14 protein-coding genes are annotated in these 15,023 nt (G+C 57.4%); 6 read left to right on the top strand and 8 right to left on the bottom strand.

Features of this window, described 5'->3' with window-relative positions; genetic code table 11:
• Nucleotides 1–55: 55 nt before the first annotated feature.
• Genes AC097R_RS18035 through AC097R_RS18025 form a run of 3 tightly spaced genes read right to left on the bottom strand, consistent with a single transcriptional unit; the run spans nucleotide 56 to nucleotide 1,636 of the window.
• Nucleotides 56–862 (bottom strand): cysteine hydrolase family protein, encoded by an 807-nt coding sequence (locus AC097R_RS18035; protein ID WP_479599600.1) that lies wholly within the window; start codon nucleotides 860–862, stop codon nucleotides 56–58.
• Nucleotides 863–876: 14 nt separating this feature from the next.
• Nucleotides 877–1,350: a MerR family transcriptional regulator gene (locus AC097R_RS18030; RefSeq protein WP_479599599.1), complete on the bottom strand. Its 474-nt coding sequence runs from the start codon at nucleotides 1,348–1,350 to the stop codon at nucleotides 877–879.
• Nucleotides 1,340–1,636 (bottom strand): SCP2 sterol-binding domain-containing protein, encoded by a 297-nt coding sequence (locus AC097R_RS18025; protein WP_315478793.1) that lies wholly within the window; start codon nucleotides 1,634–1,636, stop codon nucleotides 1,340–1,342. The genes AC097R_RS18030 and AC097R_RS18025 overlap by 11 nt, the downstream gene beginning before the upstream one ends.
• A 155-nt stretch (nucleotides 1,637–1,791) precedes the next feature.
• Between AC097R_RS18025 and AC097R_RS18020 the strand changes: the two genes are divergently transcribed.
• The 4 genes from AC097R_RS18020 (at nucleotide 1,792) to AC097R_RS18005 (ending at nucleotide 6,579) form a co-directional block, all read left to right on the top strand.
• A complete protein-coding gene (locus tag AC097R_RS18020; RefSeq protein WP_479599598.1) occupies nucleotides 1,792–3,402 on the top strand; it encodes an acyl-CoA carboxylase subunit beta in 1,611 nt (536 codons plus the stop codon).
• Nucleotides 3,403–3,435: 33 nt separating this feature from the next.
• On the top strand, nucleotides 3,436–4,602 hold the full coding sequence (locus AC097R_RS18015; RefSeq protein WP_479599597.1) for an acyl-CoA dehydrogenase family protein: 1,167 nt from the start codon (nucleotides 3,436–3,438) through the stop codon (nucleotides 4,600–4,602).
• A gap of 415 nt (nucleotides 4,603–5,017) precedes the next feature.
• Entirely contained in the window at nucleotides 5,018–6,067 is a 1,050-nt protein-coding gene (locus AC097R_RS18010) for a hypothetical protein (protein WP_479599596.1), read from the top strand.
• A 56-nt stretch (nucleotides 6,068–6,123) separates the two neighbouring features.
• Nucleotides 6,124–6,579 (top strand): helix-turn-helix domain-containing protein, encoded by a 456-nt coding sequence (locus AC097R_RS18005; protein ID WP_479599595.1) that lies wholly within the window; start codon nucleotides 6,124–6,126, stop codon nucleotides 6,577–6,579.
• Between the two features lie 487 nt (nucleotides 6,580–7,066).
• On the opposite strand, the gene AC097R_RS18000 is transcribed toward AC097R_RS18005, so the two are convergent.
• Both AC097R_RS18000 and AC097R_RS17995 read right to left on the bottom strand, forming a co-directional pair.
• Nucleotides 7,067–7,555 (bottom strand): HAD domain-containing protein, encoded by a 489-nt coding sequence (locus AC097R_RS18000; protein ID WP_479599594.1) that lies wholly within the window; start codon nucleotides 7,553–7,555, stop codon nucleotides 7,067–7,069.
• Between the two features lie 139 nt (nucleotides 7,556–7,694).
• Nucleotides 7,695–7,985 (bottom strand): helix-turn-helix domain-containing protein, encoded by a 291-nt coding sequence (locus tag AC097R_RS17995; protein ID WP_479599593.1) that lies wholly within the window; start codon nucleotides 7,983–7,985, stop codon nucleotides 7,695–7,697.
• 106 nt (nucleotides 7,986–8,091) lie between these two features.
• Here AC097R_RS17995 and AC097R_RS17990 point away from each other — a divergent pair, with 106 nt between their 5' ends.
• Nucleotides 8,092–8,394: a hypothetical protein gene (locus tag AC097R_RS17990; RefSeq protein ID WP_479599592.1), complete on the top strand. Its 303-nt coding sequence runs from the start codon at nucleotides 8,092–8,094 to the stop codon at nucleotides 8,392–8,394.
• A gap of 111 nt (nucleotides 8,395–8,505) precedes the next feature.
• On the opposite strand, the gene AC097R_RS17985 is transcribed toward AC097R_RS17990, so the two are convergent.
• The gene (locus AC097R_RS17985; protein ID WP_479599591.1) at nucleotides 8,506–8,832 is read right to left on the bottom strand and encodes a helix-turn-helix domain-containing protein; all 327 of its coding nucleotides are present in this window, start codon (nucleotides 8,830–8,832) and stop codon (nucleotides 8,506–8,508) included.
• A gap of 278 nt (nucleotides 8,833–9,110) precedes the next feature.
• Here AC097R_RS17985 and AC097R_RS17980 point away from each other — a divergent pair, with 278 nt between their 5' ends.
• Entirely contained in the window at nucleotides 9,111–9,950 is an 840-nt protein-coding gene (locus AC097R_RS17980; RefSeq protein ID WP_479599590.1) for a metallophosphoesterase, read from the top strand.
• 231 nt (nucleotides 9,951–10,181) lie between these two features.
• Here AC097R_RS17980 and AC097R_RS17975 read toward each other — a convergent pair whose 3' ends face one another.
• Both AC097R_RS17975 and AC097R_RS17970 read right to left on the bottom strand, forming a co-directional pair.
• A complete protein-coding gene (locus tag AC097R_RS17975; protein ID WP_479599589.1) occupies nucleotides 10,182–14,117 on the bottom strand; it encodes an EAL domain-containing protein in 3,936 nt (1,311 codons plus the stop codon).
• Between the two features lie 14 nt (nucleotides 14,118–14,131).
• Complete coding sequence (locus tag AC097R_RS17970; RefSeq protein WP_479599588.1) at nucleotides 14,132–14,401, bottom strand: response regulator; 270 nt, start codon at nucleotides 14,399–14,401, stop codon at nucleotides 14,132–14,134.
• Nucleotides 14,402–15,023: the final 622 nt, after the last annotated feature.

Below are 15,023 nucleotides of genomic sequence, written 5' to 3'. Positions count from 1 at the left end.
CGTGCTCCTGTTTTAGGAGCTGCTTGCGCAATGTTTACGGGGGCTAGAGGCTGATTTACCTAAAAGTTGCGCCGGCTTGCGCGCTGGCCATGGTCTCTGCACCCCAGACGCGGGCACGTTGCACAAAGGCCTCCTGGTCTGCTTCGAATCCGGTGACCGGGCTCATGCAGTCCGTCAGCAAAACCACGCGGGGGCGTGGTGCGGTGGTGCTGTTCAGGTAGCGGGCCAGCTGGTCAAAACTGGAGGCCACGCAGTGGCTGCCGGCCTCCCCAGCGATGAATAGCACATCCACCCCGCGGGTCAACTCTGCGGCCAGCGCGCTGTTGAACTGCGTTGACGGCACGGCCTCGTTGGGGGCATCGGCCTCAAAGACGCCGAAGTGTTCGGTCAGAGGGTATTCGCCCTTCAGCACCTTGCGCACCGCGCGCTGCCGGGTGAATTCCCACTGGGCCAGTTGGTCGGCCAAGGCACCATAAATGTTGTGGCCCCAGGTGCCGGTCACGCAGTGCACAGGCCAGACCACCAAGCCGGGCCGTCCGGCCTGGGCGAGTTGCGCGAGCATGGTCAGGACTTGCGGTGTGAGGCTTGTATCGCGCGGTGTCATCTGGCCGCTGGCAATATCGGCTGCGGTCACGAAGCTGAAGGGGGCTGGGGAGGCACCATCGGGCGTCTTCCAGAAGGTGGTGCGTTCCACAGCCACGCTGGCATGCGAATCCAGAGTGACGGTAATGCCGTCCAGAGGGTTGACCGCAATGAAGGACACCAGGCGTTGCAAGTCGGCACTGGCACCCTTGACGGGCAGGGCGGCACCGGGGATGTCGCAAAAGTCGTTTTGGGGATCGATGATGAGTAATTTCTTCACGATGCCCATTGTGCTTATTTTTTGCCCGTGCGCTCGCGTTCGGCCAGATGGCCGCGGCAACTGGTGTTGATGACCCGCAGCTCGGCCAGCGTAGCGTCGATCTGGGCGCGTTTTTTCTCCAAGTCGGCAATCTCGGCGTCGGTGCGTTCTATGACGTACTGCAGCTGCTGCACGCGGCCTTCGCCCTGGTCGCCATACAGGTCCAGGTAGCGTTTGATCTCGGACAGCGGTGAGCCTATCGCCTTGGCACGCAGGATGAGGGCCAGGCGCGCGCGGTCGCGCCGCGTGTAGACGCGGGCGCCGTTGATGCGGCGTGGGCTGAGCAGGCCCTTGTCTTCGTAAAAACGCAGCGCGCGCAGCGTGATGCCGAACTCGCGGCACAACTCGGTGATGCCGAAGAGCTCGGCCGTGCCCTCGTCGCGGTGGGAGGCGACAAACGCCTGCGCGTCTGCCACCGCTGTGTCGGTGGCCACCGATTTAAATGACACGTTGCAGGCGCATGGCCACGCCCATGTCGCCGCTGACCTTCAGCTTGCCGGCCATGAAACCGGTGGCGGGCTCCAGGTCGCCGTCCAGCAGGGCCTGCAGGTTTTCCAGCGTGATGCCCACGGTGCAGTCCACGTCGGTGTTGTCGTTGCTCACGCTGTTGGGTGTGCTGGCGCCGTCAATGACGATGACGCCGTCGGCACCCATGTCGAACTTCAGGGTGGCATTGAGGCCGCTGTCGGCGCCCACTTTGGCGCGGATGGCTTCGGTTGCGGAGGCGAGGGACATGGGGTTTCCTTGGGGAGGTTGGACAAAGGGATTCGGGCTGGATGGTATCCGCGCAGCATAACGTAAAGCATAGTGAAAACACCTATACGGTAACTGGTTGACGTTAACGTAACCATGACCTCTAATGCCGTAAGACCTTTGAAGGACCTGTTGCCATGCCCGCTCTCCGCTCCAAGATCAACCCCCGCTCGGCCGGCTTTGCGGCCAACGCCCAGCGCATGGCCGAACTGCTGGCCGAGGTGCAGCGCCTGGAGGGGCTGGTGATTGCCGAGTCCGAGTCCAAGCGCGAGAAGTTCGAGAAGCGCAACCAGCTGCTGCCGCGCGAACGCGTGGCCCGCCTGCTGGACCGCGGCACACCCTTCCTGGAGCTGAGCCGCTTGGCCGGCTTGAACATGCACGACGACGACGGCAAGAAGGCCGTGCTGGGAGGCGGCTCCATCGTCGGCATTGGCGTGGTGGCGGGGCGACGCTGCATCGTCTCCGCCAGCGACAGCGCGGTGAAGGGCGGCACCGTGGCGCCCATGGGCCTGAAAAAGGCGCTGCGTGCGCAAGAGATTGCGCTGGAGAACAAGCTGCCCGTCATCTACCTAGTGGAGAGCGGCGGCGCCAACTTGATGTACCAGGCCGAGATTTTTGTGGAGGGCGGCCGCAGCTTTGCCAACCAGGCCCGCATGTCGGCAGCCGGCATTCCGCAAATTGCGGTGGTGCATGGCTCATCTACCGCGGGCGGTGCGTACTTGCCCGGCCTGTCGGACTATGTGGTGCTGGTGCGTGGGCGCAGCAGCATCTACCTGGCGGGCCCACCACTGGTGAAGGCCGCCATGGGCGAGGACTGCACGGACGATGAGTTGGGCGGTGCCGAGATGCACGCGCAGGTCACCGGCCTGGGAGAGTACCTGACCGAGGACGACGCGCACGCCATCGCCACGACGCGCGAGCTCATGGACAAGCTGAACTGGGACACCACACCCGCTGCCGCGCCGTTTGCTGCGCCGTTGTTTGACGAGCAGGAGTTGATGGGCATCGTCCCCGCCGACGAGCGCGAACCCTACGATGTGCGCGAGGTGATCGCGCGCCTGGTGGATGGCTCGGACTTTCTCGAATTCAAGGCCAGCTACGCCCCCGAAATGCTGTGCGGCCACGCGCGCATCGAGGGGCGGCTGGTCGGCATTCTGGGCAACAACGGCCCCATCCAGCCTGCGGGCTCCACCAAGGCCGCGCAGTTCATTCAGCTGTGCGACCAGAGCGGCACGCCACTGATCTTTTTGCAGAACACCACGGGCTATATGGTGGGCTCGGTGGCTGAGCGCAGCGGCGCCATCAAGCACGGCAGCAAGATGATCCAGGCCGTGGCCAACGCCCGCTGCCCGAAGTTCACCGTGGTGCTGGGTGGCTCCTTTGGTGCGGGCAACTACGGCATGTGCGGCCGCGGATTTGACCCGCGCTTTATCTTCAGCTGGCCCACGGCGCGCACCGCGGTGATGGGCGGCGCGCAGGCCGCCAAGGTGATGGACATCGTGAACCGCGCCAAGCTGGAGCGCGTGGGTAGCGAGGTGAACGAGGACGCGCTCAAGGCCATGTCCGACGGCTTGCGCCTGCGGCTGGACAAAGAGAGTGCGGCGCTGTTTGGCACGGCCCGCCTGTGGGACGACGGAATCATCGACCCGCGCGACACGCGCCGCCTGCTGGGCCTGTGCCTGGCGCTGGCCGCCGAGGCCGAGCAGCGCACGCTACGCGCCAACACCTTTGGCGTGGCACGCCTCTGATTGCAAACCATAACAACGACCCGGGAAGACACCATGAAATTCACGCCTGAACACACGCAGATCTCCGACACCGTGCGCAAGTTTGTTGCCAACGAGATCAACCCCTTCACTGCCGAGTGGGAGAAGGCCGGCATCTTCCCCGCGCACGAACTGTTCAAAAAGATGGGCGACCTGGGTCTGCTGGGCATCAAGTACCCGACCGAGTTCGGCGGCATGGGGCTGGACTTCAGCTACTCCATGGTGGCGGCGGAAGCGCTGGGCGACTGCAATGTGGGCGGCGTGCCCATGGCCATTGGTGTGCAGACCGATATGTGTACGCCGGCGCTGGCACGCTTTGGCAGCGACGAGTTGCGCGCGGCGTATCTGGCCCCTGCCATCGCGGGCGACATGGTGGGCTGCATTGGTGTGAGCGAAGTGGGCGGTGGGTCTGACGTGGCTGCGCTCAAGACCACCGCGCGCAAAGACGGTGGTGACTACGTCATCAACGGCTCCAAGATGTGGATCACCAACGGCATGCAGGCCGACTGGTGCTGCCTGCTGGCTAACACCAGCGAAGGCGCGGTGCACAAGAACAAGTCGCTCATCATCGTGCCCATGGATGCGCCCGGCATCACGCGCCAGAAGATCGAGAAGATCGGCATGCACAGCAGCGACACCGCGCAGCTGTTTTTTGACAACGTGCGTGTGCCGCAGCGCAACCTCATCGGCCAGGAGGGCATGGGCTTCACGCTGCAGATGCTGCAGTTCCAGGAAGAGCGCCTGTATGGCGCGGCCGGCAGCCTGCGCTCGCTGGACAACCTGATCGACCAGACCATTGCCTACACCCGCGAACGCAAGACCTTTGGCCAGCCGATTCTGAACAACCAAGTGGTGCACTTCCGCCTGGCCGAGCTGCGCACCGAGGTGGAGTGCTTGCGCGCGCTGACCTACCGCGCGGTGGAGTCGTATGTGAGCGGCAAGGACGTGACCAAGCTGGCGTCCATGGCCAAGCTCAAGGCCGGGCGCCTGTCGCGTGAAGTGGCGGATTCGTGTTTGCAATACTGGGGCGGTATGGGCTTCACGGCCGACAACCCCATCTCGCAGGCCTACCGCGACAGCCGCCTGATCTCAATTGGCGGCGGTGCCGACGAGATCATGTTGGGCATCATCTGCAAGCTTGACATGGGAATTGATCCTTTTCCAATGCGTACTGGGAATTAATATAAACGGACAAAATATTTCACGTTGAGTCTGTCCAGACATCCTGTTTTAATGGACGACGGAAGAGTCATTGATCACACCTGTGCTTTTGCAAGTTTTTGATTTGATCGAGTAATCCTGAACAGACCGACGAGTGCGTATTACGGTTGACCTGACCACTTATTCCGGGAATCACTGAGCAGTTTGTCGGTATTGACCATTGCCTGGGCTATGCAATGCGCCTGCGTTTGAGGATCTTTGTAGACCAATATCTTCTGCATGAAGGTTTAGTCTGTGTATCTGTTTGATACCTATCCAATCGAAAAGACTGACTCCAAGAGTTGATCAGCGCTCGGTGCAATTCAACCAGTGCGCAGATGCAGACCAATCTGACTTAGCATGCTAAAGTAGCTACTAATCGTTTAGTAGCTACTTTATGAGTATCAAAAATATCACGACTAACCGTGACGTTGACCGCTGGCCAGGACCAGCAGGTGATGTGCTGGTGGAAGTCAAACGCAGTAGCAATGCGCGCGATGTCCGTGATGCCTTCATCGGCTTGGCCTATGCCCTGGATCAGGAACCCGCGAGCAGCCAGGCACTTTGCCTTCTGGGGCGCTCACGACTCACACCTCAAAGGCTGCAGGAAGAAATAAAGCAGTTTCGCAGCATCGTCCGCTCAGACTTAGCCATCCGTATTTCACTGGCTTCCGTCACCGCAGAAGGACGCATGCTGGGTGACATTCCACAGGATTGCCCCTCCCTACGGTCGTACCTCACTAAGCGCACTCGCCTTGAGCTCCATGCTGGTGGAGAACGGGTCAGTCGCGAAGCCATCAAGGCCCACCTGGTGCACCTATGGATCAACGGCCAAGGGCCCCTGTCTCAGGCCCAACTCAGCAGGGAGACCAAGGCCAGTGCACCCACTGTGGCGGCCGCATTGCGTGAATTGGAGCAGCAAAACTTGCTGCATGCCACTCCTGCTGGAGTGGCGCTCCGCGAGCCCAGCTGGGAAGCTTGGAAGCGCCTAGTAGATGCTTATGGTGCTAAGCGCACAACTATCAGGTACACCGACCCCAGCAGGCTGCCCTATCCACCTTGGGAGATGGTCAAGCGTCTTCACAAGCTTCAGAGCCGAGGCATAGCAACCTCAGTGGCAGTTGGCGGCGTGGTCGGCGCTACGCATTACGACCCGGACTTCGATCTGACTGCTCCGCCGCGGGTGGATCTGTGTGTGTATGACGGGGACACCGACTTTATGCAGAAGCTTGATGCGGGACTTGTGGTGACCACAGACCTGAAAGCGAAGGCCATTGTCGTTGTGCATCAGATCCAGAGCGATTTCGGCTGTGTAACCGATCCCAATGGGCTGAGGATTGCTTCCCCCATGGACTGCCTGGCGGATGTTCTGGAGTTTGGTTTGACGGCGCAGGCGAAGGAGCTGGCCATGTTTTTCGCTCGACAAGCAAAGTCTACGAGTCCATAGCCAACCACTGCCGCATTTTCTTATTCAACCAAGTTTCATGGGCTACCATCTTCTGTATGAGCTCATTGATCAACTCCCTCAAGTCTGAAATTGCCCGCGTCGCCCGCAAGGAACTCAAGGAGGAGTTGCTGGCCCTGCGCAAGGCCACCACGGCCCACCGATTCGAAATCGCGGCACTCAAACGGCAAGTCAAGTCCCTAGCCTCGGCACTCAAAGCCAGCACCAAGGCAACCCGTGCGAGCAGCAAAGACGCAGCGGCAGATGAGCCCGCTACCCGTGGCACACGCGGCATCCGCTTCAGTGCGGAGCGCCTGGCCGACCTGCGAGCCAAGTTCGGCATCACCCAGGCGCAGATGGCAACACTGCTGGGCGTGTCCTACCTGTCGGTGCATAAATGGGAAGCCGGGGCTGCCAAGCCGCGTGCCGCCCAGCTGCAGAAGATTGCCGCGGTGATGAAGATGGGCAAGCGAGAAATCCAGAAGACGCTGCATGGTGAGACTGGCTCGCCCTAGGAAAAGCACCCGCCTATGTCTTGGACGACATCTTTAGGCAAGAACGGTCTCTGCCAACTTCCTCCAGCCAGCAAGTTCAAAGTGGGGCAGCGAGTGTATTTTTCTTTCTCTCGGAGTTCTGAAGGCCTAATGATCAGCGACAAGCCAGTACGCACATTCCAGGGGCGGATTTTCTCTAGCAGGGTAAAACTTCTGTCCAAGCCATACAGAGATGCCTTGAAACAGCGGAAACACTGAGACCAGTAAAAACGACTGTCTGACTCCGTTTTTGCCTGTTATTTGCGCAGAAAGTGCCGTTTCTTACTGCAGCTATGGCCATGAAGTCTTGCTGGATTGAGTCCAGTCCAGACTTTTACTCGGAACGTTTGGTGACCGCAGCAGACGTGGAGTATCAAGTGTTGCTTATGGCTGGCCAGCTCGCCCTAGCGGGATACAGTTTGGCGCTGGCTACATCTGGATTGGCCTTTCGAGCTTTGAGACGTCATGATCACTGCGTGGCAAGGTGCGTCGTCAATGCGTGAGCGGCGTTGGTGTCAAGACCTACATCGCCATTCAGGAGAAAGACGTTGCGATTGAATGGCCTGAAATTCCAGGACCGGTCATCTAGGGCCAGCCAGGAGTGGTGGCTCCGGCCATTTTGCTTAAGCCATGCCACACACTCAGCCTCTCGCTCATAGCCAACAAGCCGATCCGGGACATCTTCCAGCAGCGCATAGAGTGGGGTTGCCCCAATTACCCTGGCAGCTACATCTTCAGAAAACAACGCCTTGAGATCCTGGAGTTGACGCTTGATGCGCCAAGTACTGGATATCACAAGGTCAATGTTCGGAAAGCTCCGGACAATCGTCTCAAAGGCATCCCGATGCATGAAGTGCTTGGATTCATGGCAAAACTCTGGGTGAAGTACGCCATCAAAATCTACGAACAGAACCTGAATTGATGAGTTTTGTTGAACTGGTAGCAGGGAGGTTGCCATGTTGGAGCGAATAGAGCGGCTCAAGTCTAGCAATTGCCGCTTGCCTCAATGCTCGTTACGCTTTTTGCCTCTCGTCAAACCCCGCCCCCAAATTTTCTATCAACGCTGACCGCCGGCAATCCTGCCACCCGCAAATGCGCTACCGCCTATTGCCCGCTCCTCTGGGCAGACGCGTGCGAGCACTATGAGCGTCCCATTGTTTTGTTAGGGTGTCCAGGAATGCGGGGAAATCCACATTCAGTGCCTGTAGCCAGGCATGAAGCTCGACCACATCTAGCCGCCTGACGCCTGTTTCGCATTTGCTGACAAATGTCTGGGGCTGATCCAACTTGGATGCCAATGCCGCCTGAGACACCTGTAGCGCTTCCCTCGTTTCTCGCAGCAGAGAGATGAATATTTTGTACTGCTCTGAGTGGAAGGAATCGGGCATTCTGAGGGTCTTTAAAACCCGCAGAATCAATGCCAAAATCGAATATGCGAAAATCGGTTAGATCCTAAAACTCTTGTTATCCAGTAATTGACCTTGGCGGAAGAATATGAGATTCCCACTACGTGGCCGCGCACTGCAGGTGGCGCTCAATTCCGGCAATGAGCACGTCATCACAAACCTCAAAGACTTGGGATTTACCCCCGACCGAGCTGCGGACGTGGCTGCTGCCGCCAAGAAGTACGCCGAAGAAGAGACGGCTCTGCTGGTGAGGCAGTTGATCCCAAAAAGTGCATGGTCCGGAGTCGTCGTAGTTCGCCGGCACTTCATAACACCGCGTGAAGAGACGTTGTTAATGCTGAAATACGAAAGCAGGAACGGTTGGAATCTTGACTCAGCCCTGTTTGTCTAAGGACAGGATCTGGTTTCTCGTAGGACGGAAGTGCAGTCGATCAATGTGCGTTGGGCGAGTTCTGCATATTCTGGAAATTGCTGCGCACGGCATTCAGGACTGGCAGGCCAACTAAAGTGGTTTGGCCGTGTGCAGAGCATCTACTTTTTTGGAGGCACGAGCCCGCTGGCGGGTACCTCCGGCCTTTGGAATATTTAACGGGCTGATGGTGGCCCCCGGGGCAATGTTGCGTAACCAGTCTTCCCGGCCTAGTGATCGAACGATGGCAATCAGCGTACGCAACGTCGAGCCGTTCCCAGATTCAAGGTTCTTCAAGGCGCTTACGCTGCAACCAGCGCGCGAGGCCAAAGTGGTTCGTTCGATGTTCTTCCTCAACCGCAGTGATTTGATCTGCTCGCCAATGTCTATTTCGAACTCTTCAATGGTATTCGCGGTCATTTGTAAAAGACTCAAATAAAGCCATTAATTTAATAAATGTTTGATTATGGCTTTATTTGCAACTCTTATGTTGACTCGCTCAGTCGGCGACAAATCTGCTTTAGATTACGCCACAGTTTCCGCGATTCGGTTGCTATGTTGAGGTGCAGTAGATCAGTAACTCCCGGAAGGGATGCTCAGGCACACCGGAATACGCAATTGCTCCACATGAGCCGTTAGTCACAAGACAGGCCTCGAAACAGAGGCACTATTAGCCTTACTTGCCAAAACCTTCACCCATGAAAATCCAGCTCGCCTCTGACCTGCATTTGGATCTCTTGCACCCGCGTTGGCCCGAGGAGCGACTGGTCTCACGGGTTGAGGATGTTGACGTTCTGGTCCTAGCTGGGGATATCCACCAAGGTGCACTGGCCATGGATACCTTTGCGCCATGGGCATCTGACAAGAAGGTCCCCATCATCTATGTAGCCGGCAACCACGAGTTTTACGCGGACACACTGGGCGACGTGGATCAGCGCTTGCGGGAATCCTCGGCCGCCACGGGCATTCACTACCTGGAACGGAACGTGGTTGTCATCGGTGATGTGCGCTTTCTGGGCTGCACGATGTGGACGGACTACCGTCTGCGGTCCATGTACACCCAGGAACACGTGATGGAGGACATCCAGAGGCGGATGATGGATCACCAGCGGATCCATACGAAGTCAGGACTGTTTACTCCACGGGATGCATTGGAACAGCACCTGGCATCGAGGCAATGGCTGGCGGAAGAGCTGGCCAAACCATTTGAAGGGAAGACCGTGGTTGTTACGCACCATGGGCCTCATCCTTTATCGGTCCATCCACGGTATGTGGGAGACAAGCTGAATGCAGCCTATGTCAGCGATCTATCCCAGCTGATGCTCCATGTGGACCTGTGGCTCCATGGCCATGTCCACGATTCCTTTGACTACCAGGTTGGGCGGTGTCGGGTGGCCGCTAATCCCGCAGGGTATATCCGCAACCGGGCTTTGGCTGCATGCAGAGAGGACTTTGTGTTCGAGAACCAGGCCTTTGACAAGCGACTGATGATTTCCTTAGGTGGACACATCACCCATTCTGATCTGTCTATAAATTGATCAACATTCTCCGGTCGTGAGCCCGGAATGGTGAAAGTCCGCGCTGGGCCAGGAACAGTCACTTGCGGATGACTGCTTACCAGCTGTTCGACTCCTTGCACTTCGCGACCACGAAAACAACGACGACTGGCTCCTCCAAGCCCAAAGCGGCAATAGTCGTTTTTAATTTATCCTTTCCAAAGCGGAGGTTGGTTTGGGATGAGCCTATGAAAACGCAGGGACGAACGTGCGTCAAGTCCGAGCGCAGAATGTCCCAAAGTCTTCCTTTTTCAGGGGGGGGCTGAAAAAGTACCCTTGATAAGAATAGCAACCGTTTGATTCCAGAAACTCTCTTTGCGCTTGAGTTTCCACACCTTCAGCAATGACGTTGATGCCCAGTTTGTCACCCAGTGCAATAACGGTTCGGACAATGGCCGCATCGCTGGCATCCAACAGAATATCCCGTACAAAACCCTGGTCGATTTTGAGTTGATCAAGCGGCAAACGCTTGAGATAGGCCAGCGATGAGTATCCCGTACCAAAGTCGTCCAGAGAGAACGTGACGCCCTTGGCTTTCAGAGTATTCATTTTTTTAACGATACCGTCCACGTCTTGTGCCAGCAGGCTTTCCGTAAGCTCCAGCTTGAGCAGTGCAGGGTTGGCACCAGACAACTCCAACTCCGACAGCACCTGGCTTACAAAGTCCGGGTGGTGGAATTGCTTGGCGCTGACATTGACGGCCACCGTCAGGCCAGCCGTTGCAGGCTCTGACTGCCATTGGGCCAGAGCCAAACAAGCAGTATGTAAAACCCATTGCCCAATTTGCAAAATGAAACCGCTGTTCTCTGCGGTAGGAATAAACTGCGCTGGTGAAACCATACCTCGCTGCGGATGCGCCCAGCGCAACAGTGCCTCGGAGCCCACAACGCGACCCAGCCGGTCAACTTGAGGCTGGTACACCAAGAACAATTCATTATTGTGAACACATTGGCGTAAATCACGTTCCAGTTCGGATTGCGCTTCAAGTTGGGCCTGCAGTTGCCCATCAAAAAAGCGGAACGTATTGCGTCCTTCGGCTTTGGCCGAGTACATGGCAGAGTCGGCCCGGCTGAGCAACTCATCAACCTTCATATCTGACTCGCCAAACAAGGCAATGCCCAGGCTGGCCGATGTGAAATGCTTACGCTGTTCTATCGTAAAACTTTGCGCAAACGCCACAATAATCTTGCTGCACAACTCTTGAGCAGTCACTGATGCGCAAGCCTGGTCTCGACCCGCATCAGAGATGAAGATCATGAACTCATCACCGCCTAAGCGAGCCAGTAAGGCACCCGGGGGGATACATTGCTGAATCCGCAAGGCAACCTGCTTGAGCAATTCGTCTCCAACTCGGTGCCCCCATTGGTCATTGATGCGTTTGAAGTTGTCCAAATCAAACAAAATGCCAGCGCTCCACTTGCCGCTCGATGTGTTGTCACGCAAAGCCTGATTTGCGAAGTCTAAAAACTGGGTTCGGTTGGGCAAGTCAGTCAGGGTATCGTGATAGGCCAAGTGCTGAACCTTGGCCTGAGATTTCAATTGCTCCGTGATGTCGTTGGCGAGAATAAGTACGGCGGGTCGTTCCTGAAAATCTATGGCGTGCGAGTTGATCTCAACCTGTATCTTGCTGCCGTCTTTGCGCTGATGCGTCCAAACCTCCGAATTAGTTGAACGCGTGTTTATGTCCTGGGTTAACAGTGCTTCAAGCCTGATCAGATCTTCAGCGGGCTGAATGTCTCGAATCGTCATCTGGAAAAATTCTTCTCGGCTGTAACCGTAACTGGTAATGGCGGCATCGTTCACTGACAAAAAGGCTAGAGTTTCGGCATCAAAAACGCACATCGGTTGCGGGTTGTTCTCAAACATACTGCGGTGGCGCATTTCGCTTTCACGCATGTTTTCTTCGAATTTCTTGCGCTCAGTGATATCGCGCATGAATCCTGCGAACATCAGTTCGCCACCGATCTCCATGCTGCTGAATGCAATTTCAACCGGAAACTCGCGGCCGTCTTTGTGCCTTCCGATCGTTTCTACTGCCCGCCAGTCCATGGATCTTTGCGTGGTTTCCAGATGGCGTCGCATCCCTTTCATATGGCCGGCCGCCAGATGCTGCGGTTGCAGCAGGGCCAGACTATTTCCGATGAGCGCGTCCGGTGTGTGGCCGAAGACTTGTTGCAGCGCTGGATTTGCGTAGCGAATGATGCTGTTGCGGTCCATCAGCACGATTGCATTGGGGCAGGTCTCCCATAGCAGACGGAAGCGATCCTCGCTCTCTTCATGCGCCAGTTCGGCCCGCCTGCGCTCGGTGATGTCGCGAGTTAAAAGTATGAAATGTGGCTCGACGTTACCGACCACTGGCATAGCAGCTGCGGACAATTCAAACCAGGTTTCTCCTTGCTGCAGCGGCAGCGAATAGATGCCGCCTGCAGACCATCCTTTGTTCGCGGCTTCTTTTATCGCGCTCATGCACACTTCGGTAGCTGCTGGTGGAAAAACGTCGGAAAAGCACTTGCCCATGAACACTTCGGGCGGTGCGGCCAGTAAATCGCTTCGGTGAGCGTGGTAACTGAGCACGCGCCCATTGGCATCGACTTCAAAAAGCAGATCTGGGATGGCGTTCAGTGTGGTTTGCAAATGATCTTTGGCACCGCGCAAGGCTTCTTCCACCCGGTATTTTTCGGTGACATCACTGAACACCAGCACCACACCCACAATGCCATTCGTCGCATCGCGGATGGGGGCGGCACTGTCGGCGATTTGGTATTCCTGCCCACCACGCGCTATCAAGACGGTGTGGTTAGTCAAGCCCATCACCTCACCACGCTCCATGACACGTTGCACCGGATTGACGGAGGGCAGGCCCGTCTCGGCGCTGATGATACGAAACACCTCCGTCAAGGGGCGTCCCAGTGCGTCGGCCAACGGCCAACCGGTTAGGCGCGCGGCCACCGGGTTCATGCGGACAATCAAACCGGTCGCATCGGTGGCAATGACTGCATCACCGATTGAGTTGAGCGTGATGGCCAGGTTCTGCTGACTGTCTGTGAGCGCCGCCTCGCGCTGCGTCCAGGTTTGCACAATCTGGTTGAAGGCCGCCACCAGCTGGCCGATCTCGCCGGGCAGGCGCTCGGGCAGGAGCGTTGGAGTTCGCTTGACATCGGCCAGGGCAACCATGGCCTCTGAAGTGGCCACCAAGGGGGCGAGCTGGCGCCGCAACACCCACCAGATCAGCGCACCGGTGATCAGCGTCAGCAGCAGCGTGGCCCGAAGCAGGTTTTGTTGAAGCTCCTGCATCGGGACAAAAGCTTCTGCGGTGGGTAAGCCAAGCAGGATGTACCAGTCCCACGCAGGAAGCTGCTTCACCGATGCCAACTGCTCCTCACCCAGCGCGTTGACCAGCACTGCATAACCCTCGTAACCTGCGATGTTGCGGTCCACATAGCGGTTGATACCCGGCGCGGGCAGCACTTCCATGATGCGTTTCGGGTCAGTGGCCGTGATGATTTGTCGCGACTGCCGGTGAATCAGCAAATACCCGCCCGTCTTGCCATACGGGTTGAGTCTCAGGTTATCCAGAAAACTGAGCTTTTCTAAATTAGTGACGCCGACAAGCGCGCCAATCACCTTGCCCTGGGCATCGCGTACGGGCACGGCCATGGCGAAAACGGGGGCTTTAAGCTGCTTGCCCATGACCGGTTGGCCAACGGCTTCCTTGCCCTCCTTGAGCGCTGCCAGCATGAAATCCCGGTCTATGAAATTGACGCCCACGCGATTGGCTGAGCGCGGCACGTCGGCCATGGTGGTGCCATCCAGGCCGGCCACCCAGGCGCCGCCATTGAACAGCAGCTGCAGTAGGGGGAGCTGCTCCAGGCGGGCTTGCACTGCCGGCGGACTGCGCAGCAGATCGGCATCCATCTCTTTGGCAATCATCCGCAGGGCCTCCATGCGGTTGAGCATCTCCCGGTCGACCTGTTGGGCCATCGCCGTGACCACCGAAAACTGCTGCTCGCCCAGCAGCCGCTCCGTACTGGCCTGCAGGCGGCTGCTGACATAAGCCGACGTCGCCCAGATGCCCAGCACAAACACCAGCAACGTAAACGCCGTGGCGCGGGTCCTCAATGACTGCCAGGGGGCGAGTCTTGAAGTCATGTTTATGCCCTCAATTATGGGTTGAGCAGAATGTGGTCCGGAATGCCGACCTTGCCAATGTCATGCAGCGGAGCCGAGCGGGCCAGCAACTCGATGTAGTGTTTGGTCAGTAGGTGCGCAAACCGCACGCGCCCCCTGGACAGCACCAGCATCGGTTGGATGGGCTTGCTGATGCAGTCTGCAACGCCTAGCTCCAGGCCGCGTTGCTCGCTCACAGACTCCGACAGCGCGGTCACAAAAATCTCTGGTGAGCGGGTTGGCGCGTAGTCTGGTAAGTGCAACATAAGCGTCGAGCTCGGGCATCATGATTTCCAACAAAATCAGATCAAGCTTTGGGTCGAGTCCTGCCACGCGCAATGCGCACTCTCCTGAGTTTGCAGCCAACAGGGTACAAAAGGGCAGAGGCAAGTCGCTCCGTACCTTCAGGTAGTCCGGGTTGTCATCCGCCAGGAGAATCGTTGGTATTGAATGTGCCATCATAGATATCCATGCCACCTTGTTCGGAATGCGATTACCTATCTTTAATATGCCAGCGTGGCGAACGCCAGATGCATTCAATGTAGACGATTACTGAGGGTCTATGGCGGATATCAACTTTACTAAGAACTATCCAAATAGTTGACGGCCACACGGTCGAAACCTGTACTCGCTCTGGAGGAGCCGAATCACGGACAGCTACTTCCGCATTGTGCGGTCAAACGCATTGGCTTTGGAACCGCGCCTAAGTGGCAAATTGGGTGACACTAAAGCTGACTTTCAAAGTGGGTACATCTGTTTGATTCACGGATTCGACCCGCTAGAAAAGTATGGCTGGTACCGCAGCAAACATGAAGACTGGGACTGCCTGCTGACAAGTACCAGGTGGACTTCAGATAACACGCTATTCATCAGTATCGGAAAACGCTT

This window comes from Rhodoferax sp. ZS1R25 (assembly GCF_056521335.1).
The sequence above is the reverse complement of the archived record's forward strand: the minus strand, read 5'-3'. Positions and strand labels throughout refer to the sequence as shown.

Coding starts and splice junctions, on each gene's coding strand:
- AC097R_RS18025 (WP_315478793.1), bottom strand. CDS start 1,636: ATGTCCCTCGCCTCCGCAACCGAAGCCATCCGCGCCAAAGTGGGCGCC.
- AC097R_RS18020 (WP_479599598.1), top strand. CDS start 1,792: ATGCCCGCTCTCCGCTCCAAGATCAACCCCCGCTCGGCCGGCTTTGCG.
- AC097R_RS18015 (WP_479599597.1), top strand. CDS start 3,436: ATGAAATTCACGCCTGAACACACGCAGATCTCCGACACCGTGCGCAAG.
- AC097R_RS18010 (WP_479599596.1), top strand. CDS start 5,018: ATGAGTATCAAAAATATCACGACTAACCGTGACGTTGACCGCTGGCCA.
- AC097R_RS18005 (WP_479599595.1), top strand. CDS start 6,124: ATGAGCTCATTGATCAACTCCCTCAAGTCTGAAATTGCCCGCGTCGCC.
- AC097R_RS18000 (WP_479599594.1), bottom strand. CDS start 7,555: ATGGCAACCTCCCTGCTACCAGTTCAACAAAACTCATCAATTCAGGTT.
- AC097R_RS17995 (WP_479599593.1), bottom strand. CDS start 7,985: ATGCCCGATTCCTTCCACTCAGAGCAGTACAAAATATTCATCTCTCTG.
- AC097R_RS17990 (WP_479599592.1), top strand. CDS start 8,092: ATGAGATTCCCACTACGTGGCCGCGCACTGCAGGTGGCGCTCAATTCC.
- AC097R_RS17985 (WP_479599591.1), bottom strand. CDS start 8,832: ATGACCGCGAATACCATTGAAGAGTTCGAAATAGACATTGGCGAGCAG.
- AC097R_RS17980 (WP_479599590.1), top strand. CDS start 9,111: ATGAAAATCCAGCTCGCCTCTGACCTGCATTTGGATCTCTTGCACCCG.
- AC097R_RS17975 (WP_479599589.1), bottom strand. CDS start 14,117: ATGACTTCAAGACTCGCCCCCTGGCAGTCATTGAGGACCCGCGCCACG.
- AC097R_RS17970 (WP_479599588.1), bottom strand. CDS start 14,401: ATGTTGCACTTACCAGACTACGCGCCAACCCGCTCACCAGAGATTTTT.